The following is a 3,379-nucleotide window of genomic DNA, read 5'->3' on the forward strand; positions in this document are numbered from 1 at the left end:
CCAGTGAAGGGGGCGGCGATCACAGCGCCCACGCGCTCGGCGTTCATCATTCAAGATTTTCACCAGTACGCACAACCCATGAATAAAAAGGTACACGTTCCGTCCGTGTAACCACCGCACAAAGACAACCAAAGACGACTCGCCCAACGCCGCCAACACTGGCAAGATCAGCACAAGGCCAGCGGGGCAACAAAAACCAGACTTCCACGCCCCGGCTGCCGTGAAGCCAATGGAATACGGCGCACCGCCAAACGGCCGCGCCGCAATCCCCGCTACCTCGCAAAGAAGGTCTTCACGAAGACCTCCCCAAAGCGAATGCGGGGCAGATTCCACAAGCCAAATAATAGGTAGAAGCCCCCAATCCCGCCCTCTTCTTCCACCCGGTACCCAAGGGAAAATCACTGATATTGTTGTTGCCCGCACCCCGCCCCGCCCCGCTCACAGAAGAATCCGCTCTCAATGACGCCCACCACGCCAGCAGCCCCTGAAGGCTCCGTTCGATGACCCCACGCGAGACCTGGATCAGCGTGCAGCTGGCCCGCACGTTTATGCAAAATGCGCGGCCTACGCTGCATGCGGCCGTGCTGATCATTCTGGTGGTGGTGGCAATGCTGCATGGGCGTGTGGCGCCATGGGACTTGTGGGTATGGACCCTGACCACCGGCTCCATGACGCTGCTGCGTTATGCCATCCTGCATGCTTACCGCCACCGCCTGGCGGAGGCCGACGGGGTGGCGCTGCGGGAGTTCATGTCGCTCCTTGGATGGGCCTGGCCCTTGAGCGCGGTGGTCTGGGGCTCGCTGATGTTTGTGGTGTACCGCCAGGCCCCTATTGAAGACCAACTGGTGTGCATCATGATCCTTGGGGGCATCGCGGTGGTCGCGGTGGCTTCGGGCCCGCCGAGCTTGCGTACCGTCTCGGCGTACTGCAACGGCTTGAGTGCCTCGGTGCTGGCGGCCCTGGCCTGGCGAATAGACCTGACGGGAGGTGTTCCTTCGGTGCTCGACACCGGCGCCGAGATGGGGGTGGTGCTGGTCTTCCTGTGGGTGGCCCATGTGACGGGCCGGCGCATGTACCGGGCCCAGCGCATCAGCCTGGAGCGGCAGTTCGACCGCCAGGAACTGATCAAGGCCCTGGAGGAGCGCAAACAGGCCCTGGCGGAGGCGGAGGCCGTGCGGAGCAGCTTTATTGCCAGCGCCGCGCATGAGCTGCGCCACCCCGTGCATGCGCTGGGCCCGTATGCCGAATGGTTGACGGCGGAGCCGGAGTTTGCGGCGCAGATTGCGCGCAAGATTGGCGATTCGACACGCAAGATTGACGAGTTGTTTGAATCGCTGTTCAGCCTGGCAGGGCTGGAACCGGCTTCGCTGAGCGTGCACCTGCAGCCGGTAGACCTGGCCGCGCTGGTCCACACGCTGGCCGAAGAGCACACGCCGCAGGCGCGCGAAAAAGGCCTGCGCCTGCGCACCCGAACCGCCGCGGGACGGGCGGTGTCAGACCCGGTGCTGCTCACGCGGCTGGTGGGCTGCCTGCTGTCGAACGCCTTGCGCAACACGCATGGCGGCGGTGTGTTGCTGGCCGCGCGGCCGCGCCGGGGCAAGTGGCGCATAGAGCTGTGGGACACAGGCACGGGCGTTGCGCGTGAACGCCAGCAGACTTTCTCTGAAGGCATCCCGCAGCAGGGCATGGCCGAGGGCTTTGGGCTGGAGCTGGCGGTCGTCTACCGCCTGAGCCAGCTGCTGGGGCACCCGGTGGGCATGACGGAACGCCAGGGACGCGGCAGCGTCTTCTGGGTGGAGCTGCCCCGATACGAAGAGGTTGAGAAAAGCGCAAATGCCCCCCGCGGGCCTGTACCTGGGCCTGTAATTGAGCCTACACCTCCACCGCAGGCAACGCCTTCCGCAGCCGCCCGGGTGAAACACCATACAGCTGTTGAAAGTGCCGGATGAAGTGCGAGGCATCGGCAAAGCCGCATTCGTAGGCGATGGTGCTCACCGGTGAATCGGTTGAGGTCAGCAGCCACCGGCCGTATTTCAGCCGCGAGTTGCGGTAAAACCCTGAAGGGGAAGCGCCCGTTTCTGCCAGAAAAACCCTTTCAAGTTGCCGGCTGCTGGAATCCACAATTTTGGCGATGACGGAAATTTCAAGCGGCGTGGTGATGTTCTTTTCCATCAGCACAATGGCCTGGCGGAGCTTGTCGTTGTCGGCACAGGCATAGCCCAGCGCGCGCCGGCGCGCGACATGCGAGATGGCGGATTTGCGGGTTACCGTCATCTGGTGCACGACCTTGGCGGCGCGGTCCGGCCCGCAATGCAGGCGAATCAGCTCTGTGGCCAGCTCGATGATCGAGATGCCGCCCGCGCAGGTGATCCGGTCACCATCAAAGATGTAGTCACAGTTGGTGGTGAAGGGCAGTTCGGGAAAGGCTTCCTTCCAGTCATTGACATGGAAGGGATGAACACAGGCCATGCGGCCTTGCATGAACCCATGCCGCGCGAGCGCAAAGCTGCCGGTGCAAATGCCGATCAACGGCACACCGGCTTTTGCGGCGTGGTTCAGAAACTTCACACCTCGAGGGTCGGCCGTTTTCATGAAGGGCAGCAAGCCCCCGATCACAGCCACGTAATCAAAGTTGCAGTCTGACGAAGCCGCGGGCAGCGTGGCCACTTCGACGCCGCAGCTGGAGGCCACAGTCTCGCCGGCGGCGCTGAGCACCGCCCACGTGCAGCGAAGCTGCCGGCTCTGGTCGCCCAGGTCTGCGGCGTGGCGCAGCGCATCGCACAGCCCCGCCAGCGACAACAGGGGAAAACGCGGGCACAGAAAAATACCGACCCGCAGTTCCACACCGGTTTTGGGAGGCGTTTTGGCCTTGGCCGTGTCAAGCCGGTCCACCAGCTGGTTGCCCTCATCCTGTGCGCCGGCCGCCCTGTTGGCCTTCGCGGGTGCACGCTTTGCGCGCTTTGCCGCCGCAGCTTTGGGCGCAGAAGCGGCCTTTGTCGGTAATTTTCCTGAATGTCGCATACGTTCAATTTACACGCCAAAGCTTCCTATGACAAGTTGACGGTGCTTCATACCATCCACCCCGTCAGTGAGAGTTTCGTTAAACCACCATCAGGAGTTTTCATGAAAAAAACATTCGCCGCACGCCTCTTGTGCATGCTTCTCGCCGCGGGGGCGGTACTGCCGGCTGCCAACGCCCAGGCCTTGCAAACCGTTGAAAAAGACGCGTTGACGATCGCCTTCACCGGTGACATGCCGGGCACCGGCTACCAGGACGGCGCCATGATTGGCTACGACGGCGAGATCCTCCAGCGCGTGGCCGAGGCCGTCAAGCTCAAGGTCAAGCCCGCGCTTATGGAATGGTCGGGCACCATTGCTT

Annotated in this window: 2 protein-coding genes and 1 pseudogene; 2 read left to right on the forward strand and 1 reads right to left on the reverse strand. The window is 62.9% G+C overall.

What is annotated here, in order from left to right:
• The first annotated feature begins 500 nt into the window (after window positions 1-500).
• Window positions 501-1,949 (forward strand): sensor histidine kinase, encoded by a 1,449-nt coding sequence (locus AC1DWI_RS17160; RefSeq protein WP_477668179.1) that lies wholly within the window; start codon window positions 501-503, stop codon window positions 1,947-1,949.
• Here AC1DWI_RS17160 and AC1DWI_RS17165 read toward each other — a convergent pair.
• A complete protein-coding gene (locus AC1DWI_RS17165) occupies window positions 1,873-3,021 on the reverse strand; it encodes a GlxA family transcriptional regulator (RefSeq protein WP_477668180.1) in 1,149 nt (382 codons plus the stop codon). The genes AC1DWI_RS17160 and AC1DWI_RS17165 overlap by 77 nt on opposite strands.
• 102 nt (window positions 3,022-3,123) lie before the next feature.
• Between AC1DWI_RS17165 and AC1DWI_RS17170 the strand changes: the two are divergent.
• A pseudogene (locus AC1DWI_RS17170) lies at window positions 3,124-3,379 on the forward strand (amino acid ABC transporter substrate-binding protein); the annotation flags it as partial.

It is taken from the genome of Polaromonas sp. P3_C2 (assembly GCF_056402675.1).

Bases quoted from the DNA above. Each gene is read 5' to 3' on its own strand.
- AC1DWI_RS17165 (WP_477668180.1), bottom strand. From the start codon at position 3,021: ATGCGACATTCAGGAAAATTACCGACAAAGGCCGCTTCTGCGCCCAAA.
- AC1DWI_RS17160 (WP_477668179.1), top strand. From the start codon at position 501: ATGACCCCACGCGAGACCTGGATCAGCGTGCAGCTGGCCCGCACGTTT.